This window comes from Mesorhizobium sp. M1396 (genome assembly GCF_040317725.1).
In the GTDB taxonomy this organism is placed as follows: Bacteria; Pseudomonadota; Alphaproteobacteria; order Rhizobiales; family Rhizobiaceae; genus Mesorhizobium.
The window spans coordinates 135,411-152,263 of record NZ_JAMYLA010000010.1 but is presented as its reverse complement, the minus strand read 5'-3'; the positions used below and the strand labels follow the sequence as shown (position 1 = coordinate 152,263).

At 62.0% G+C, this 16,853-nt stretch carries 14 protein-coding genes; 5 read left to right on the top strand and 9 right to left on the bottom strand.

The annotated features are described in order from the left end of the window. Positions 1 to 73: 73 nt before the first annotated feature. Positions 74 to 538 carry a hypothetical protein gene (locus NKH02_RS09050; protein WP_352878036.1) on the bottom strand — a complete coding sequence of 155 codons (465 nt, stop codon included), beginning with the start codon at positions 536 to 538 and terminating at the stop codon, positions 74 to 76. 324 nt (positions 539 to 862) lie between these two features. Between NKH02_RS09050 and NKH02_RS09045 the strand changes: the two genes are divergently transcribed. Continuing rightward, the gene (locus NKH02_RS09045) at positions 863 to 1,801 is read left to right on the top strand and encodes a transglutaminase-like cysteine peptidase (protein ID WP_352878033.1); all 939 of its coding nucleotides are present in this window, start codon (positions 863 to 865) and stop codon (positions 1,799 to 1,801) included. A gap of 26 nt (positions 1,802 to 1,827) precedes the next feature. On the opposite strand, the gene NKH02_RS09040 is transcribed toward NKH02_RS09045, so the two are convergent. Genes NKH02_RS09040 through NKH02_RS09025 form a run of 4 tightly spaced genes read right to left on the bottom strand, consistent with a single transcriptional unit; the run spans position 1,828 to position 7,411 of the window. Beyond that, positions 1,828 to 2,469 (bottom strand): ribbon-helix-helix domain-containing protein, encoded by a 642-nt coding sequence (locus tag NKH02_RS09040; RefSeq protein WP_352878030.1) that lies wholly within the window; start codon positions 2,467 to 2,469, stop codon positions 1,828 to 1,830. Beyond that, a complete protein-coding gene (locus NKH02_RS09035; protein WP_352863469.1) occupies positions 2,459 to 3,748 on the bottom strand; it encodes an HlyD family type I secretion periplasmic adaptor subunit in 1,290 nt (429 codons plus the stop codon). The genes NKH02_RS09040 and NKH02_RS09035 overlap by 11 nt, the downstream gene beginning before the upstream one ends. Positions 3,749 to 3,790: 42 nt before the next feature. Continuing rightward, complete coding sequence (locus tag NKH02_RS09030; protein ID WP_352878027.1) at positions 3,791 to 5,923, bottom strand: type I secretion system permease/ATPase; 2,133 nt, start codon at positions 5,921 to 5,923, stop codon at positions 3,791 to 3,793. Positions 5,924 to 5,962: 39 nt separating this feature from the next. Next, positions 5,963 to 7,411 (bottom strand): TolC family protein, encoded by a 1,449-nt coding sequence (locus NKH02_RS09025; RefSeq protein ID WP_352863465.1) that lies wholly within the window; start codon positions 7,409 to 7,411, stop codon positions 5,963 to 5,965. A 508-nt stretch (positions 7,412 to 7,919) separates the two neighbouring features. Between NKH02_RS09025 and NKH02_RS09020 the strand changes: the two genes are divergently transcribed. From NKH02_RS09020 to NKH02_RS09005, 4 genes are all read left to right on the top strand, one after another. Then, positions 7,920 to 9,383, top strand: coding sequence for a phospholipase D-like domain-containing protein (locus NKH02_RS09020; protein WP_352863463.1), 1,464 nt, complete (start codon positions 7,920 to 7,922; stop codon positions 9,381 to 9,383). Positions 9,384 to 9,530: 147 nt separating this feature from the next. Then, entirely contained in the window at positions 9,531 to 10,385 is an 855-nt protein-coding gene (locus NKH02_RS09015; protein ID WP_352878025.1) for an endonuclease/exonuclease/phosphatase family protein, read from the top strand. A gap of 63 nt (positions 10,386 to 10,448) precedes the next feature. Then, complete coding sequence (locus tag NKH02_RS09010) at positions 10,449 to 10,781, top strand: hypothetical protein (RefSeq protein ID WP_352878022.1); 333 nt, start codon at positions 10,449 to 10,451, stop codon at positions 10,779 to 10,781. 372 nt (positions 10,782 to 11,153) lie between these two features. Next, positions 11,154 to 12,017: a hypothetical protein gene (locus NKH02_RS09005; protein ID WP_352878019.1), complete on the top strand. Its 864-nt coding sequence runs from the start codon at positions 11,154 to 11,156 to the stop codon at positions 12,015 to 12,017. 245 nt (positions 12,018 to 12,262) lie between these two features. On the opposite strand, the gene amaB is transcribed toward NKH02_RS09005, so the two are convergent. The 4 genes from amaB to NKH02_RS08985 all read right to left on the bottom strand — a co-directional run bounded on the left by amaB (position 12,263) and on the right by NKH02_RS08985 (position 16,822). Further along, on the bottom strand, positions 12,263 to 13,777 hold the full coding sequence (amaB, locus tag NKH02_RS09000) for an L-piperidine-6-carboxylate dehydrogenase (protein ID WP_352878016.1): 1,515 nt from the start codon (positions 13,775 to 13,777) through the stop codon (positions 12,263 to 12,265). A gap of 184 nt (positions 13,778 to 13,961) precedes the next feature. Continuing rightward, positions 13,962 to 15,236, bottom strand: coding sequence for an RNA polymerase sigma factor (locus tag NKH02_RS08995; protein WP_352863454.1), 1,275 nt, complete (start codon positions 15,234 to 15,236; stop codon positions 13,962 to 13,964). Continuing rightward, on the bottom strand, positions 15,233 to 15,607 hold the full coding sequence (locus NKH02_RS08990) for a YciI family protein (protein ID WP_352863452.1): 375 nt from the start codon (positions 15,605 to 15,607) through the stop codon (positions 15,233 to 15,235). Before NKH02_RS08990 ends, NKH02_RS08995 begins: the two co-directional genes overlap by 4 nt. Before the next feature lie 108 nt (positions 15,608 to 15,715). Continuing rightward, positions 15,716 to 16,822, bottom strand: coding sequence for a DNA topoisomerase IB (locus NKH02_RS08985; RefSeq protein ID WP_352878014.1), 1,107 nt, complete (start codon positions 16,820 to 16,822; stop codon positions 15,716 to 15,718). Positions 16,823 to 16,853: the final 31 nt, after the last annotated feature.

Here is a 16,853-nt window from a genome sequence, read left to right as displayed (position 1 = left end):
CCGGGGGGCCGAGCGCGCGGGGGGGGCCGCTTTTGGCGCGGCCCGGGCTTTAATGCCACCGGCCGGGGCGGGCCTATTTGGACCCGTGGGGGCGTATGGCGACGTCGACATGGCTTGCTTCCAGCGCTGCCAGCAAGGCAACGCGCGGCACCTCGACGTCGCCAATGATGAAGGTCGGCACGTGCAAGGCGCCGTCCTTGATCACGATCACCGAGCCGTCGGCCTGTTCGAGCACAAGGTTGTTGCCGTCGACCTTGATGTTGTCGATGGAAACGTCGGGCGGAAGTTTTACGACGTTGCCAGCGTCAGCCACATATTCGTGCGGAGCCGCGGGTGCGTTTGCCGTCGCGGGCGCTTCCGGCTTGACGGGCGCTCCGCCGACATCGACCGGCACCGGTTCGGACGCTGCCGGTGCGGGCTGCTGCGTCGCTTGTGCGACCCGCATCTCTGCCGGCGATGTCTGACTGTTGTGTTCACCGGACGCGGAATGCTCGTCCATGGAACCCGAAAAGCTGTCCAAATCGATATTGGTGGTCATTGCTGAAACCCCTCCGTCATTTCCCGGAAAGAGACAGTGGCCACCTCTGCTTTGCAACAGCCCTGCAATCTATTTCATATATTCCGATATGCATGATTCGGCATTTTTTATACGTGGTAAACTACAACAATATAACCTGATATATATTGCGGTTCGCGGGAGTCGAAAGGATGGAGGCGAGCCGCGATTCTTTGGTAAATAGAAGTATAAATTTGTATAAAATTTTACACAAAACAGATGAAGTGATTTGGGGGAAAGTTATCTACCTTCCTTTCCAATAATTTGAGACAAGATTGGTAGCGTCCACAGTCAAAGGTGGGCGTCATGAAAAAAGAAAACTCAGCTCTGGGAAAAACCGGGCTCAAGGTGCTCCTGCTGGCGATCGGGCTTGTCGGCCTGGCAGGGCCATCATTCGCGAACGCCGTTTCCAGCGATGCCGCCGCACCCGGCGCGCCCCTGGAAAGGGTCCAGACGCCGCCCTGCCTCGGCGGCGTGTCGCTGGCGAGGTCTCAGCCCTGGCAGCTTGCTGCCCCTTACCGGATCGGCATGATGTTCGGCAGCTATGGCCCGGCGGTTGCCGATCATGGCGACAGCCCGTCCATGGCGCGAGCCGGGATAGATCCGGTGCAGACGGCGTCGATCATCCCGGGCGTATTCGGTTCGGTTGCCTTGTCGATGCGCAACTTTCCCGTCGCGGCGCGCTGGGCACCGGTCTACCGGGCAATCACCGCCTGCTCGGCGGGCAGCGACTGCGAGCGCAAGAGCGCGGCTTTTGCCGGAATGGTCTCCGCCGCCCAAGGCAAGGGCTTCAGCGAGAAACTGTCCTTCGTCAACAGCAGCGTAAATCGCCTGATCGCCTACAGGAAAGACAGCGTCGTCTACGGCAAGCTCGACTATTGGGCGACGCCGTCGGAAATTCTCGAACGGCGGGCCGGCGACTGCGAGGATTTCGCCATCCTCAAGATGACGGCCCTGCTGAGGGCCGGCATCCCGACGCGAAGCATGGCGCTGGTCGTTCTCCAGGACCGCAAGCGAGGCTTCTTTCACGCGGTGCTGTCGGTGAGCACGGGCAGCGGCACCTTCATTCTCGACAGTCTCAGCAACACCGTTGTGCGCGACAGCGATCTCCCGGACTACGTTCCGCTCTATTCGTTCAGCACGGACCGGGCCTGGATCCACGGCTCCAGACCGGGCGGAGCCCAGATGGCCGACATCAAGGGCGGTTTCGCCACCGTCGCGCCTGGCGAAGGTTTTCAGCCATAGGTTTCCACCAAGATCTTGCGGTGTATTCACCCGCCGAAGACGAACGCCATCAGCAATTCCGGCTCGAGCACCGGGGCCCGCACCGCATTCAACTGACCCCGGTATCGACGCTCACCGGCGCCGATGACAAAGCCGGTGGCCACCGGCGTTTCGCCATTGGCATCGAGGCGCGCGAAGATATCCGCCACATTGAGGTCCAGCGCCAGCTTGAGGTCGTTGCGCGCATCATCGCTCGGAGCGATCGGCAGTTGACGCTTGACCAGCTGCTGGAACGGCGCGTTGAACGTCAGGATCTTCTTCGACGACGCCAAGGCAAAGGCCGGTGACGGGCAAGCGATCAGTATGGCGTTGATGGTATTGATCGACGCAAGCCTTCGCAACGTCAGGTTTTCGTCCGCCAATCCACGCATGCAGGCCACGCGGATCGCGGATGTCAGATTGCCTGTCTGTGCCTGGCTTTCGGCGATCTCGTCGATGAGCATGCCGATCGTGCATTTCCTGCGTTCGGCCATCTGTTTCAGCGAGACCCAGAATGCCCGTTCCAAACGGATGCCGCGCCGTATGCCGCCACGCGCCACGACCCGAAATTCCAGCCCAAAATCCTCGGCCGTGACCGCGGGAAGCAGCCGCTCGCCATCGGCATGATGAAGGCTGGCGCTACCGCTCACTCATCGCCTCCTCACGCGCCTTGTTGATCGGCTTCAGGAGATAGTGCAGGATCGTCTTGCGCCCGGTCTTGATGTCGACTGAACAGATCATGCCGGGGATGATCGAATAGGCCTTGCCGTCTCTCTGAAGTGTCGATTTGTCCGTCGACACGCGCACCTGATAATAGGGTTCCCCTGTCTTCTGATCGACCAGGCTGTCGGCCGTGATGTTCGAGACCTTGCCTTCGATGCCGCCGAAGATCGAGAAATCATAGGCGGTGACTTTGATAAGCGCTTCCTGGTCGGGGCGGATGAAGGCGACATCCCGTGGCGAGACCCGCGCCTCCACCAGCAAAGTCTCGGAGGTTGGCACGATGCCGGCCACGACGGCCCCAGGCTGGACGAAGGCGCCGACCGTGTTCAGCTCCAGCGTGTTGACGATGCCGTCCACCGGAGACCGGATATCGGTGCGCGCCACCTTGTCGGTCGCCCCCCTTATGGTTTCATCCACCACTGAAAGGTCCGCCAGCGCCTGGGTGAGGTCGTCCAATGCCTCCTGCTGCAGTTGCAGGCCGAGTTCTTCGACCTGAAGCTGGGCTTCCGTGATCGCCGCCTTGCCCTTCTTGATGGTCTCGCCCGCCAGGTTCAACTGACCGTTGAGTTCGGTCTGTTCGCGCTCTACCCGGAGCTGCTCGGTCCTTGCCATCAGGCCTTTCTTGACCATCGCGTCGACCAGTTTTGCCTCCTGGTCGCTGACGGCCAGGTTCTTGGTCAGACGGTCGGAATTGGCGATCGCCTCGGCCAGTTCCTTCTCGCGCTGATCGAGGCGCGACTTGAGCACGGATAGCTTGTTGTCGAAATTCCCGCGTCGGGCGATGAGCAGCTTCTGTTCGTTGTCGCAGATTTGCGGAGCGATCGACTGAATGTCCTGGGGACACGGAAATGGGCCCGAGAGATTGCCGCCCTGTTCGTATTTCAGCCTTGCTATGCGCACTTCCAGCGCGCGCGCCTTGGCCTGCTGCTCGCCCAGACTGGACGTGTTGAGCGTGTTGTCCAGGCGGATGATGAGATCGTTCTTCTTGACGATCTGGCCGATCGTCACGGCGATCTCCTGAACGACACCGGCTTCACTCGCCTGAATGATCTGGGTCTTGGAAGCGGGTATGACCTTGCCGTCGCCGCGTGCGATCTCATCGACTTCGGCAAAGGATGCCCAGGCGACAAAAACGACAAAGAGCGCTCCTATGATGAATATGGACGCCGACGCAAAGAGCGGCGGTCGATCTTCCCTGGCAAGCATTTCCCACGCCCCAACGCATTGTATGCATTACTATTTGTTTTATCAGGCGCTTGTTTTCTGCAACGCCTGTATGACTTGGTCCTTCGGTCCGTCGGCAACGATCTTGCCCCGCTCGATAACGATCAGGCGGTCGGCCAGTTCAAGCATGCTGAAGCGATGTGTGGAGACGATCAGCGTCGTGTCGCGGTCAAAGGCGACTTTGAGTTGCTTTATCAACTGGCGTTCCGATGCGAGATCCATCGAGCCCGATGGTTCATCCAGAAAGACGATTTTCGGTTTGGTCAAAAGCAGGCGCGCGATCGCCACCGTCTGCCTCTGGCCGCCGGAAAGATTGGTGCCGCGCTCGCCGACATTCATGTCGTAGCCGCGCGGGTGGCGCGAGACGAACTCGTCGACGCCGGCGGCCTTCGCGGCTTCGATGATCTGCTCATCGCTAGCCTCGGGGCATGCCATCAGGAGGTTTTCCTTGATCGTGCCCGAGAACAGGTCGCCAGCCTGCGCAACGATGCCGACCGCGGCGCGAACCTCGGACGGGTGATACTGGCGAATATCGATCCCATCCAGCAGCAACTCGCCGGAGGTCGGCAGGAAAAGCCGGCCGATCAGCCGACCCATCGTCGTCTTTCCCGATCCTATGCGGCCGATGATGCCGATCCGTTCACCCGGCTTCACCGAGAAATTCAGGCCGGTCAAAACCTCGTTTTCCGTGCCGGGATAGACGAACCCTACGTTTCTGAACACCATCGCCCCGTTGCGAATGGGGCGGTTGACGAACCCCACCGTGTCCGGTCTGTCTTCCGGCTGAGCCATGATCGAGTTCACCATTCTCAACGAGAGCATGGCCTGGCGGAACCTGGACAGCGTGATGGCGATCTGGCCGAGCGGAGCCACGGCCCTGCTCGCCAGCATCACCGTCCCTATGATTGCTCCTGTCGAAACATGCCCTTCCGAGAAGGCATAAGCGCCAGCCACGACCAGGGCGACGGTCACCAGCTGTTGTATGGACTGGGTTATGTTGCCCGCGGCCGCCGAAAGTTGCTTGATCTTCTCGGATGTGTTGGCGGCGTTCTTGGAGTGCTCTCCCCATTTTCGCAGCAGATACGCCTCGGCGCGCAGTGACTTGATGGTCTCCAGCGTGGAGATGGATTCGACCAGCAGGGCCTGGCGTTGCGAAGCTTCGTTCATCGAGGCGGCGACGCGCTTGCCGATGCGGCGCTGGGTGATCAAGCCGACGATGACCGACAGCACGAAGGCCAGCGCCGGTATGATCACCAGCCAGCCGCCTATCGCATAGATGACAAGGAGAAAGACGAAGACGAATGCCGTGTCGATGAACACGCTGATGGTATTCGAGGTGAAGAACTCCCTGACGAACTCATATTGGGTGACCCTGTTTGCGTATTCGCCGGTCGAACCGGGACGCGCCGACAGCGACGAGTTCAGCACTTTCTCGAACAGAAGATAGGATATCCGAAGATCCGCCTTGCGCCCGGCATAATCGATGAGGGAAGCCCTGGCCGTCTTCAAAAGCAGATCGAACAGGATGACGGCGCCAATGCCGATCGCCAGAACCCACAGTGTCGATACTGCCTTGTTCGGCAGGATCCTGTCGTAGACGTTCATCGTGAAGATGGGCGAGGCTATGGCCAGGACGTTGATGAACACCGCCGCCAGAACGACCTTCGAATAGGTGCGCCAGAAAGCGCCCATCGTTCCGGTAAGCCAGTGTCTTCGCTCGATCTTGGCTGCCGAGCCGACCGACATGCCCTCGGCGGCGTTGGCATAGGTGATCGAGAAGGACGCTCCGCCGCTGATATAGCTGGCGGCGAGTTCCGATCTGCCGATCGCGGTGCGGCCGTCTTCCTGGGGCGCGGTGATATAGCCACCGTCTTCGGTTTGAGCGAGCAGGGCAACCGGCAACTGGCTGACGCGAAAGACGATGGCGGGCAGGTCGATGCGGCCCCTGAGAAAGTCGCGGTGGCTGAACTCGGTGACTTCCATGCCGATACGCTCGGCAAGGTGCCGGATGTCGTCGACTTCAATTCGCGTGTCCGAGAGCGGCACGCCGGCAAACAGCACCGTCTCCGCGCTCGGCCTGCCGAGATATCCGGCAACGGCTGAGAAGCAGGCCTTGAACGCCTCCTTGGGGGAGAGAATGTTTGGTTGCTGGTTCACGATCTGCCCGTCGGGACTCTCGCTGGACCTTGCGTCGTCTTATTTCTTCCTCACCGGGGCGAGGATGTCGAAAGGCAGGTCGTTCTTCTGCTCCGACGGCGTCCGCGCATAGGTTTCAGTGTCCGCGGTTTCCGGTGCCGCAAACTCCGTTCGCGCATAGGCCGTCGCTTGTTTCGCCGGCTGAAGGTTCATCGTTTTCAGCAACTGTCCGGTCGCAGCCAGAAGCCGGTACTGGGCAAACAGCGATGCATAGGACGAGGTATCAGCCAGCGTTGCGGTGTTGAACCGCGTATTCTGCGCATCCAGCACGTCGAGCAGCGAACGCTGTCCGACTTTGAACTGCTCGCGATAGGAAGCGACCAGCTTCTCACTGGCGGCGGCTTGCTGCCTCAGGGTCTTTGCCAGATCGGCTTGCCGGAAACGGCGATCCCATGACGTGCGAACGGCCTCCTCGATTTCGCGCTGGACCTGATGCAAGGCCAGACGCTGTTCGCTTGTGCGGCGGATCTGCTCCTGCTCGTTGGCCTTGTCGATACCACCGCGATAGAGATTCCAGCGCAGGACCACACGCGCCTGCAGGTCGGTGGTGTCGCCATCGTCGCCGTCAATGTCGGCTCCCGCCCGGGCGCGACCTTCAGCGATGATGGAGGGGCCAAATTTTGCCCGCGCGGCATCCACGAGGGAAGCCGCCGCGTCGATGTCGCTGTTGGCCATGTGCACGCGCGGATTGCTTTCCCGCGCCAACCCTATTGCTTCGTCAAGCGAGCGCGGGAGCGCGGCCGAAACATCGCCCGGCCTCGAAGGACTGGTCAGTGGCTTTCCGACGGTCTTGAAGAAGCGGATCTTGGCCGCTTCCAGTTCCTCGGTCGCCTCCTGCATGCGCGCCTTGGCGGCGAACAGCCGTTCCTCGGCCTGTTGCCGGTCGGCCTCGTTCAGCGCGCCGCCCGAGATGCCTTGCCGGATGTCGCCGAGAATGCCCTGGTGGAAGCCGAGATTTTTCTTCGCTTCGACAACGATCGAAGCCTGCAGCATGTACTCCAGATAGTCCTGGACAACGGACAGCCCGATGAATTCGGACCGTTCCAGCACACGGAATGAAGCGCCGTCGACGCGCGATGCCTGACGGTTCAATTCGGCCCGCCTTGCGCCGCTGTCATAAAGCGTCTGCGAAACGGTAAGATCCGTTTCAGCCGGATAGAGCGCGTCGTCTTCGATGGAAAGCGAGCGCCGGGATGGATTGTCGAGCCGGCGAACGCCGGCCGATGCCTCGACATCGACACTGGGAAGATAGAGGCCCTTGGCCTGCCGCAACTCGAACTCGATTGCTTCGCGGTTTTCGATTGCCTGTCCAATCTCGGGATTGGATTCCACCGCGACGGCCATCGCCTCCTTGAGCGTGAGCGCATGAGCGCCCCCGCAGGTCAGCATGGTGGCCGCCATCAAAAGACCAAGGCGCTTGCCTATGGTCGACATGCTTGTCGTGTTCATAAAACCCACCCTAACGTTTCCCCAGCGCCCCTATTCTTGAGCGCTATAGCCAAGCCAAGGCCTGTCCGTCGATGGATTATTCACAGATTCATGAAATCTGTGAGCGATTATTGGTTTAGCTGCCACTAAAAAGGCGATTCAGATCAGAAGAGCCGCGGGATGTAGCAAAAATGGCACATAGATATCGACCCGCTGCGGTTGTACCCTGACGCCGCCACGTGTGGGAAAGCACAAGAAAACGAACGCCCGCTGGCCGATGCAGCCAGAATCACACTGGCTATTGGCGGCCGAAGCCGCGGTCGGATCGCTATTTCGGACGGTTCCACGAGGTGCCGCGTCGAGAATTAGGTCATCGGCGGCGACCCTGCTCCGGAAAACGCCCATTGGTCGCGGACTGACCCGCTTCCTCTCAACGCGCGCTTAACGCAACCATACGGTCGAACGCCGCGGTCAGGCCGGGAGACCGGCCGCATTGCCTTCTGCAATCGCTCGCTGGATAGTCTCGGCCATGTTGGAGACCCTGGCGACTCACTGGCCCCAAATTCTCGCGGTCATCTCCGTGGTGATGGCGACCGTCGGCATCGTTCACGCCGTCATGACCAAGGAGGATGTCCGCGCCGCTACCGGCTGGGTCGGCGTGATGGTGCTGTCGCCGATCCTCGGCGTGCTGATCTATGCCGTCGCCGGTATCAACCGCATCCGTCGTGCCACGATCACCGCGCAGCGTCCGCTTGCCGGCGACCCGGTGTCCGCCAAGCATGAGCGCGACATCGCCGCCGAAGAGGCCCTGATCGTCGAGCGATACGGGCCGCGATTCACCGGCTTGAGAACACTGGGCGACAGGGTGGCGCGGCGCGCACTCACGCCGGGAAATGCCATAGAGGTGCTGGAGACCGGCGACGAGGCCTATGCCGCTATGTGCGCGGCGATCGATGGCGCTGAGCGCGGCATCCTGCTTGAGACCTATATTTTCGACAATGATGCCGTCGGCCTGCTCTTCGTCGAAGCGCTGGCCGGCGCCGTCCGGCGCGGCGTCACCGTCCGCGTGCTGATCGACGCCGTCGGCGCCCGCTACTCCGTACCGAGCATCCTTGGGCATCTACGCGAGGCCAACATTCCCGCCGATGTCTTCAACGGCAACATCGTCATGGGCCTGCGCCTGCCCTACGCCAATCTCAGGACCCACAGGAAGATCCTCGTGGTCGACGGCATGGTCGCCTTCACCGGCGGCATGAACATCCGCAAGGGCTTCTCCGCCGAGTTTGCCGGTTCCAACAGCGCCAGGGACACGCATTTCCGGGTGACCGGTCCGGTCGTCACCGACCTCTTCTCGATTGCCGCCGAGGACTGGCGTTTCGCCACCAACGAAGCGCTGAAGGGTGATGACTGGCGAATTGCCCCGCTGTCGCCGTCGCCCGGCGTGCCGATGCTGGTGCGGGCCGTGGCGTCCGGCCCGGACGCCAGCAACGAAACCAACCACAAACTGCTGATCGGTGCCTTCTCCGTCGCCCGCAAGTCGATCCGCCTGATGTCGCCTTATTTCCTGCCGGACCGCGAACTGATCAGTGCGCTGATAACCGCGGGCAGGCGAGGTGTCGAAATCGACATCGTCGTGCCGGCTGTGAACAACCTTTTCCTGGTCGACCGCGCGATGACGGCGCAATTCGACCAGGTGCTGAAACACTATTGCCGCGTCTGGCGCACGGAGGGGCCTTTCGACCATTCGAAGCTGCTTTCGATCGACGGCGTGTGGGCCTATGTCGGCTCGTCCAATCTCGACGCCCGGTCGCTGCGGCTGAATTTTGAGATCGACCTCGAGATCCTCGACGCTGGCTTTGCCAGCGAGATCGAAGCGCGCATCCGGTCGGCGCTCGAAACGGCCGTACCGGTCACGCTGGAAGCGTTGCGGGCCCGGCCGTTTCTTATCAGATTGTTCGACCGGGCCCTTTGGCTCGGTTCGCCTTATCTCTAGATGGGTTTAGCCTTATCTTTGGATGAGTTCACCCCATCTTCAACAAAACGACGTGTTAGACGGATAGTTTGATGCCAATCATGGAACATAGACTGAAAGATTCTATTTGGGGTGCATGGTGAAAGCAGCGGCCATGGTAGGCACACGATGCGCATGACCGGACGCAGCCTCCCGGCAAGTATGCTTTTATCCATCCGTGACCGCCGGATGCAGAAGGCAAACGCCGCTGCACACAAGACGACGGCCACCACCGGCACGCTGGTTGCCTCCTACAATGTCCACAAATGCATCGGCGTCGACAGGAAGTTCGACCCGGAGCGGACCATCCGCGTCATCCGCGAAATCGATCCGGATGTCATTGCCTTGCAGGAAGCCGACAACCGCTTCGGCGACCGTGTTGGGCTTCTCGACCTGGCCCGGCTCGAGCGGGAAACCGGCCTGGTTCCGGTGCCGATTTCCGCGACCGGCAAGGGCCATGGCTGGCATGGCAATGTCTTGCTGTTCAAGAAGGGCGTCGTTCGTGACGTGCATCAGATCAAGCTCCCGGGACTGGAGCCGCGCGGCGCGGTGGTGGCGGAGATCGACCTCGATGGAAGCCGGACGCTGCGCATCATCGCCGCCCATCTTGGCCTGCTGCGCCGCTCGCGCTCCCAACAGGCACGTGTCGTGCTCGACCTGATGAACAGCCCGGACGAAACGCCGACCTTGCTGCTCGGCGACCTCAACGAATGGCGCCTCGGCAACCGCTCCGCGCTCAACACGCTGCATGCGACGTTCGGCCCGCAGCCGCCGGCGGTCCCCACATTCCCCTCAAACCTGCCGCTGCTGGCGCTCGACCGCATCATGGCCAACAGGCGCGGCATGATTGCCGCCGTCGACGCGCATGACACGCCGCTTTCGCGGGTTGCATCCGACCATCTGCCGTTGACGGCCTTTGTCCAACTGGAGCGCATGGCCGACGCCGATAACGGTTTGATGTCCCAGGCGTCGCAAAGCGTGTAGATTTTCTGTGGAACGCGCGGTTCTTCCACGAGTTGATATGTCTTGAATTCGCAGGAGGACCGGATGAAAAAATTGATTTTAGCTTCCGTATTGGCATTCGCCGCTACAGCGGCAGTCGTGGCACCCACGCAAGCCGAAAGCGTGATTATCCAGTCCGACGACGGCGACCAGTATTCACCGGATGATCAGTTCGACAATGGCGAGATCGTCGTTCGCCGCCATTATGACCGGCGTATTTACGACAACCAGTATGATGACGACGAGAACGTGCAATATGGCGACTATAACGATGGCGAGTATCGCCGCCACCACCGGCGTCATCGCTGCCATATCGAACTGGTCAAGCACTGGCGCCATCACCACAGGGTGATCGAGCAGGTCCGCGTCTGCGGCTAATCTGAGCTTGCTCCGTATAAGCCGGCTTGCGACAAAGCTAGGCCGGCTCGGCCCCGTAAGAGCAATGCTGACGAAATTGCGCTACCACCCGAAGTCGGCGGCCCTGCCAGGCGTCGAATGATGCCTCTCGGCCTGCCGGTTCTCGCCGCTACGGGCGGTGGCGCATAGCAGGGTTTGCTCAGCCAAACGGCTGATCGCACGCCGCAATGATCGCACGGCGCCTCCGGCAACTTTTCGGGGCGCGGGCGTCATGAACCGGTCGCTACACGGACAGGGCCTAACCTCGCTATTTGATACCCTCTGGACACAGCTGCCGAAGGCTGAAAAATTTGGAGCGCAACTCGCTTTGGAGTTGAGCTGGAACACCAGGAGATGGCGCTGAAGTTGGAAGACATTGCCGGCCATCCGGCGTTGCATCGCTGCGTTCAGGAGCAGTCGCTGGCCCTGATCCAGATTTATCAAGACAGCCCGCGGCTGGCTTCGATTTTCGCCACGCAGCAGCGTTGGCTGATGGGCCATGTCGGCCTTGCCATGCATTTCAGGCGCGACCCGCACGACCGCCGCAAGGAGCTGACGGTATCGCGTTTCATCGAATTCGTGCACCAGCACGCGGTGGCCAGCCGCAACACGGCGGACGCTTTCATCAAGGAGATGCTGCACTACCATATTGCCGAGTATGTGTCGGGTGGCGACGGCCGTACGCACCCCTTGCAGCCGACGGCGGCAACCGTGCAAACTTTTACCGGCTGGGTCCTTGCCCATTTGCGGACGCTGGATCGCCTCGACGGCGATGACCGCTTGGCCAGGTTCATCGAGCACCCCGAGATGGTTGCCAAGCTGCAGCCCCTGGTGGCGGACGGCCTGCTTGCCTCCACACCGGTGCGCGAACCCAACCAGACCTTTTCCCTGTTCATCTGGCTCAACAATGGCGGCATCGTCATGGACTGGCTGATGTCGGGCATCGACCCCGATCATGCCGGCCTGGAGCGGATTGCGACGAGCGTGGTTTCGATCGGCGATTTCGCCAAATGGCTCAAGCTGTCGCGCACTCACCTTGCCCGCAAGCTGCGCGCTGCCGAGAATCTCGGCAGCATCGGCTGGCTCGGCCAGCGCGGCCATTCGGTGATGTGGGTGTCGAACACCTTCTACCAGGAGTACATGACCGTCCAGGCCGTCAAGCTGTCCATCGTCGATGCGGCTTTCGACGCCGCTTTTGGCCAGCCGACAGGCAACTGAGCGGTTGGGCATCCCCGTGGCGGAGATGCCCAGGGCAACGAACTCGGGTTAACGGGTTCCTTCGCAGCCTTCGCCGGCGCGTTGGCTGACGAAAACGAAAAAACCCGCCTGCGCGGCGGGTCACTGGCGCAAATAGGCACCATGAACGAATATGTACCCTAGCTGAGGTCACGAAGTCAAGAAAAAATTCCTATCGTGAAAGCTGCCGGCACAAACGCTGCCGATGCCCAACCCCCGGCCCCCCGTCAGTCGATATCGAACGAGACGCCCTGGGCGAGCGGCAGCGCCTTGGAATAATTCACCGTGTTGGTGGCGCGCCGCATATAGGCCTTCCACGCATCGGAGCCGCTCTCGCGGCCGCCGCCGGTTTCCTTTTCGCCGCCAAAGGCGCCGCCGATCTCGGCGCCCGAGGTGCCGATGTTGACATTGGCGATGCCGCAGTCCGAGCCGTCGACACCGAGGAAACGCTCGGATTCCTGCAGGTCGCGGGTGAAGATCGACGACGACAGGCCGGCGCCCACCGCATTGTGCTCGTCGAGTACGGCGTCGAAATCCGAATATTTCATCACATAGAGGATCGGCGCGAAGGTCTCTTCCGTGACCGGGGCGACCTGCCTGGGCATTTCGACGAGCGCCGGATGCACGTAATAGGCATTCGGGTGACCATTCTCGACCCTTGCGCCGCCGGTCACCTTGCCACCGTGAGCGGCGGCTTCCTTCAGCGCCTTCTGCATGGCGTCGAAGGCCGCCTTGTCGATCAGCGGCCCGACCAGCGAAGAGGTCTCCAGCGGATTGCCGACCGAGACGCTCTCGAAAGCCTTCTTGAGACGTGGGACCAGGGCGTCGTAGACGCTGTCATGCACGAACAGGCGCCGCAGCGTCGTGCAGCGCTGGCCCGCCGTGCCCATCGCACCAAAGGCAATCGCGCGCAGCGCCATGTCGAGATCGGCTGTCGGGCAGACGATGCCGGCATTGTTGCCGCCAAGCTCCAGCACCGCGCGCGCAAAGCGCTTGGCCAGGCGCGGGCCGACGTCGCGGCCCATGCGGGTCGAGCCGGTAGCCGAAACCAGCGGCACTTTGGGGTGATCGACCAGGATCTCGCCGACGGCACGGTCGCCGATCAGCACCGGCGCCAGGCCCTGCGGCGCGTCCGCGCCGAAACGCTTGACCGCACGTTTGAAGATAGCCTCGCAGGCAAGTGCGGTCAGCGGTGTCTTTTCCGACGGCTTCCACACGACAGCATCGCCGCAGACGAGCGCCAGTGCTGCGTTCCACGACCACACAGCGACCGGGAAATTGAAGGCGGAAATGACGCCGACGACGCCGAGTGGATGCCAGGTTTCCATCATGCGATGGCCCGGACGCTCGGTGGCGATGGTCAGGCCGTACAACTGCCGGGAGAGGCCGACGGCGAAATCGCAGATGTCGATCATTTCCTGCACTTCGCCGAGCCCCTCGGACGGGATCTTGCCGACCTCGATCGAGACCAGCCGGCCAAGCTCGGCCTTATGCGCGCGCAGTTCCTCGCCGAGCAGCCGCACCAGTTCGCCGCGCCTGGGCCCCGGCACCATCCGCCAGGCCTGGAAGGCCTTGTGCGCGGCATCGATGGTCTTGGCTGCATCGGCGGGCGAGATCGTCTTCAGCGCCGCGATCTGCTCGCCCGTCACCGGGCTGCGCACGATTAGATCGCCGCCCGTAAGCGCGCCCTCGGCCACACCCAGTTTCGCCAGAAGCTCGATCGTTTCCTTCGCTATCGTCATTTTGTCCCTTTCAGATCCACCGCCATCAGATGGCGTTGAACCAATGCTCGCGCAATGTCGCCCGCGTGCCGGTCAGCACTTCGGGCACAGTCATGGCGTGGCATTACTCGTTTCGGGGAAGAATCGCCACCCCGGCATGGTCCAAGCCCGGGCGACACGATTGAGCCAGACATGCAGACGGCGCTCAGTTTGCCTTTTGTGTCGGTGCGCGAACGACACCGTCCTTCATCAGCCGGTCGATATGCATGCGGATATGGGCGGCTTCCGCCGCCGTATTGGCAAGCGCGATGGCCCGGTCGAAGGCGACGCGCGCCTCCTCCCCCCGGTCAAGCTGCATCAGGAGGCCGCCCTTGAGGCCGAAGAAATGGAAATAGCCGGAAAGCCGTTCTTCCAGCGGCTCGATCATGGCGAGCGCCTCTGCCGGACCACGCACCTTCGAGACCGCGACGGCCCGGTTGAGCGTGATCACCGGTGATGGCTGCATCTGCTCGAGCAGTCGGTAGAGCAGGTCGATCTCGTTCCAGTCGGTGTCCTCGGCCTTTTCAGCCCGCGCATGCAGTGCGGCAATAGCCGCCTGCACCTGATAGGGGCCGGGCTTGCGATGGCGCAGCGCCTTGTCGACCAGTGCCAGCCCCTCATCGATCATCTTGCGGCTCCACAGGCTGCGATCCTGATCCTCGAGCAGCACGATCTCGCCGCCATCGTCGAAACGGGCCGGTGCGCGCGCGTGCTGCAGAAGCAGCAGCGCCGTCAGCCCCATGATCTCCGGCTCGGTCTGGAACAGCCGCAGCAACAGCCGTGCCAGCCGGATCGCCTCTTCGCACAGCGGCGCACGGGCCGGCGCCTCGCCGCTATTGGTCGAATAGCCTTCGTTGAAGATCAGGTAGACCATGGCGGCGACAGCGGCGAGCCGTTCCGACCGCTCGACCGCGCCCGGCGTCTCGAACGGCACGCCAGCGTCGGCAATGCGCGCCTTGGCGCGGGTGATGCGCTGCTCCATGGCGCTTTCGCCGACCAGGAAGGCGCGTGCGATCTGCTTGACGGTGAGGCCCGAGACAATCCGCAGCGCCACCGCGATCTGCTGCGTTGCCGGCAGGTCGGGATGGCAGCAGATGAACAGCAGCCGAAGGATGTCATCGCGGTAATGCGCTCCGTCCAGCCGCTCGGCGATATCGCTCTCGGCATCTTCCAGGTCCGAGATCTGGTCTTCCTCCGGCATCGGCGCCTGCTTGGCGCGTTTGCGCACCGCATCGATGCCGCTGTTGCGGCCGACAAAGATCAACCACGCCGCGGGATCACGCGGCGGCCCGTTCTGCGGCCAGTTCTTGATGGCCCTGAGGCACGCATCCTGGAAAGCTTCTTCCGCCGTATCGAGGTCGCGGAAATAACGCAGCAGCGCGCCCATCGCCTGCGGACGGGCGGCGCTGATCGCGGAGCTGATCCAGGCGAGTTCGGTCATGCCGGGACCTTGTTGCGGTTGAAGACCGAGACCGGCCGGATCTCGTAGGAGCCGCCGCTCGGATTGACCTCGGAAAGTTCGCGAGCGAATTCCACGGCCTCGTCGAGATCGGCGCATTCGAGCGTGTAGAAGCCGAGGAATTGTTCCTTGGTCTCGGCGAACGGACCATCGATGACGACCGCTTCGCCCTTGACCCTCCTCAGCGTCGTCGCGGCGGTCGTCGGCAAAAGCCTTGCCACCGGACCTAGCCGGCCGGCTTTGGCATACTTGTCCTGGACGTCGAGGAGATTGGCCATGACCTCGTCGTCCTGTTCCTTGCTCCAGGAGCAGACGACATCTTCGGAAGCATAGCAGAGGATTGCGTAGAGCATGCTTGGTCCTTTTCTCTGTCAAAGGACGAAACAGTAAGACCGATCCCGACACGGCGTCGATAAAAAAATCCCGATGCTGCGGATTTGGCGACGCTCCGTCGCTCCCGGTCAGCTCTCGCGTATCTTCAGCCATCGCAGCACGAGAGCTTCCTCGTCGTCCAGACCATCGATCGAGCGCTTGCGCTTGCTGGCCCGCGCCATTTCGTCCAGCAATTGCCCCTCTGACCATGCTTCGAAGACCTGCGGATGGATGTAGCATTTGCGGCAGACGGCACGTGTGTTGCCCAGCCGCTCGGCAACCTTGTCGATGACGCTGTTCATCACCCGTTTTTGCAGCGCCTGGCTTTCCGGCAATTCCGTCTGTGCAAACAGCGACGCGGCGTGGATGGTGCCGCCCCACGTGCGGAAATGCTTCGAGCTGAACGCATCGCCGGCAGCCTCGCGGATATAGCGGTTGACGTCCTCGGAGCGGACCGGCCGCCTGCCGCCGTCCTCATCGAGATACTGGAACAGTTGCTGGCCCGGCAGATCCTGCGCGCCGCGCACGATTCCAGCGATGCGGCGATCGATCAGCTTCAGCTTCCACTCCTTGCCGGACTTGCCCTTGAAGGCAAACCGCAGGCTTGAACCGACGATATCGACATGGCGGTCACGCAACGTGGTCAGCCCGAAACTCTTGTTGTCGCGGGCGTAGGCGGCATTGCCGACCCGGATCATCGTGTTGTCCAGCAGCCAGACGACCGCGGCGACGACACGCTCGAGCGGCAGACCAGTATGGCGCAGATCGCTGTCGATCCTGCGCCGCAGGTCCGGCAGGCTTTCGGCAAAGGCGATGAGGCTCGAATATTTGTCGCCGTCGCGTTCTTCGGCCCATTGCGGATGGTAGCGGTATTGCTTGCGTCCGCGCAGGTCCCTGCCCGTTGCCTGGATATGGCCGTCGGCGTCGGGCGAAATCCACACATCCGTCCAGGCCGGCGGAATGACGATTGCCTCGATACGCGCCCTGGTAGCATCCGCAACGGGCCGCCCATCCGGCCCCTTGTAGGAAAACCCCTTGCCTGTCTTCAGCCGCCGGATACCCGGCTCGGCGTCACTGACATAGGTAAGCGACGCATGATCGGCCGAGCTTTGCGACCCGTTCTTCGGCGCGCGATTTTTCGGCACAGCGTCTTCGTCAGCCGACCGGCTGTGCGACAATCCGGATTTCTGCAGCATGTCAGCTCCGCGCAAATATCGGTAGATAAGC